Annotated in this window: 2 protein-coding genes; both read right to left on the bottom strand. The window is 53.9% G+C overall.

Annotation, left to right across the window (positions count from 1 at the left end; genetic code table 11):
* On the bottom strand, positions 1 to 142 hold a 142-nt coding region (locus tag NW815_RS07835; RefSeq protein ID WP_414415875.1), incomplete at its 3' end, for a BMC domain-containing protein.
* A gap of 510 nt (positions 143 to 652) precedes the next feature.
* The coding region (locus NW815_RS07830; protein ID WP_414415874.1) for an energy-coupling factor ABC transporter ATP-binding protein at positions 653 to 1,044 on the bottom strand (392 nt) is incomplete at its 5' end.

Raw genomic sequence — 1,044 nt, 5'->3', positions numbered from 1 at the left:
CCCGCACGATCACGGTGACCCGACCGCTGCCGATTTTCTCGTAACCCACCAGGGTAACGCGGGCTGCCTTGACCATGGCGTCGGCAGCTTCTACCACTGCCGGGAACCCGCGGGTTTCGATCATTCCAACTGCAATAGGCATATCAACTCTCCACTTTTGAACACACTCAGTTCCTGAACGCTGTCGAACCCAGTAGCAAGGCAAAGTGATCTCGCTTGTTGGGTTCGCTCATGCAATCTCCTTTCGATTTCATCAGAGAGATCCTCTGCCCAAATCTCGATTGACAGCTTTTCCCGGCGACACCTACCCCAGCCACCAGAGACCCCCCTCTGAGGGGAGAAGGCTCTGAGCCACAGACCTCAGACTGAAGTCGGAAAAGGTTGTAGGAGCCATCAGGGTTAAGCGCAACTGTCACTCAGGCGGGCAAAGCTGCCAACTCTGAGCTAAGTCCACATCTTTCTTGTACAAAATCGATCATACAAAATTGACTAGGACAGCTCAGAGAAGGGATCCCCGACTTAACAAAATGATATCCCTATTTAATCCTGGACGAAAATCAATATTTTTAATTAGCACGATAGCTTTTTATTAAGAGAGGCAAAAATGTTGTCAGCTTAAAAATAATTCTTGATATCTTTTCAACTTTTGTCGTTATCGGCGCAGCGAGGGGGGCACTTCCAGGCCGTGGGCTTCCATGAGGTCGGCTCGGCCCATCAGGTGGGCCGGGGATCCCTGGGCCCAGATCCGCCCTTGATCCAACAGGATGACCTGATCGCACACCTCCAGGATCAGCTCCAGATCGTGGGAAGCCAGCAGAAAAGTGTGGGCGGCCTGTTGCAAAAAAACTATCAACCGGCGCCGGGCTCGCAAATCGAGGTTGGCCGTCGGCTCATCGTAGAGCACCAACTGGGGTTTCATCGCCAGGATCCCGGCAATGGCAACCATGCGCTTTTCCCCACCAGAGAGGTGATGGGGGGGACGATCGGCCAAATGGAGGGTGCCGGTCATCTGCAGGGCGGCCTGAACGGCAGCCGCAATCTCCC

Source organism: Synechococcus sp. R6-7, assembly GCF_047461695.1.
Classification (GTDB): Bacteria; Cyanobacteriota; Cyanobacteriia; order Thermostichales; family Thermostichaceae; genus Thermostichus.
The sequence above is the reverse complement of the archived record's forward strand: the minus strand, read 5'-3'. Positions and strand labels throughout refer to the sequence as shown.